Here is a 1,086-nt window from a genome sequence, read left to right on the forward strand (position 1 = left end):
TAAGTAGCTAAACAAAATTAATTACATAGTTTTTACCAAATTCTCGGAGAATTTTTTCCACAGATGCTACAAAAGTCTGCCAATTTTTGTAAGCATCAATTTCAATCCATTGATACTTAATAAACCGCCACAAAATTTCAATCAAATTTAACTCAGGTGAATAGGAGGGTAATTGAAAGATGGTAATACCGCGTTCTGACCATTCTTCAAGTTTATCAAGAATAATACCACTGGTATGAATAGAGGATTGATCAACAACAATCACAGTCGGTTTATCTACCTTAGGAAAGAAAGTATCAATGCAAGCAATAATTACATCCGAATTAATACTTTGAGATGAAATATAAGTTTCAAGGTGATTATTGCGATTCATGATTCCTAAAACATTTAAGCGCAAACTATGGCGACTAGAAATAGTTAAATACTCTCCAATATCTTGCCATCCATAAGGAACAGAAGGAATGAGACAAAATCCGGTTTCATCCAAGTAATATAAATTAAGTTTTCCTTCGTTTTCTAATCGTTTAAACTCAGTTAACTGTTCTGACTTTTCCTTGTATTCTATAGGGTCTGGCTTTCCTCCAACATCTCGTCGCATTCTATGCCAACTCATATAAAAATTTTTCAATATTCTTTTAACGGTTTCACTGCTAACTTCAATATCCCATTCTGATTTAATTTTTTGTAGCGTCTTTTTTAATTGTCTTGGTTCTTGTTTCGCCCACTCTCTAATTTCTGCTTCTTGTTCTGGCTTAAATATTCGTTTCCTCCCTCTTCCTGGTTTATTATACAGTCCTACCATTCCCTCTAATTCCCAACGATTTATCCAGTTATATATTGTCTTATAACTAACATTAAATATTTTGATTAATTCTTCTAATTTTATTCCCTGTCCAGCTAAAATTAAGAAATGCGCTCTTTGGCGCACCTGATGATATCGACTTTGGCGATATATGCGCTCCAGTAGTTTCAAGGAGAGCAGATTAATTTCTCTCAAAAAAATCATTTAAAACCTAATTATTATCTAAGTAAATCCTAAATTATATTGTATATTAATTTGTGTAATTAATTTTGTTTGATTACTTA

1 protein-coding gene is annotated in these 1,086 nt (G+C 32.0%); it reads right to left on the minus strand.

Annotated elements, in window-relative coordinates; all coding sequences use genetic code 11:
- Positions 1 to 7 precede the first annotated feature (7 nt).
- Entirely contained in the window at positions 8 to 1,006 is a 999-nt protein-coding gene (locus tag ACM0OR_RS28275; protein WP_414579722.1) for an IS630 family transposase, read from the minus strand.
- Positions 1,007 to 1,086 lie beyond the last annotated feature (80 nt).

This window comes from Anabaena sp. CCY 9402-a, from assembly GCF_963920945.1.
In the GTDB taxonomy this organism is placed as follows: Bacteria; Cyanobacteriota; Cyanobacteriia; order Cyanobacteriales; family Nostocaceae; genus Trichormus; species Trichormus minutissimus.

What these genes read in the sequence shown, in the direction of transcription:
- ACM0OR_RS28275 (WP_414579722.1), bottom strand. Translation starts at nt 1,006, where the DNA reads ATGATTTTTTTGAGAGAAATTAATCTGCTCTCCTTGAAACTACTGGAG.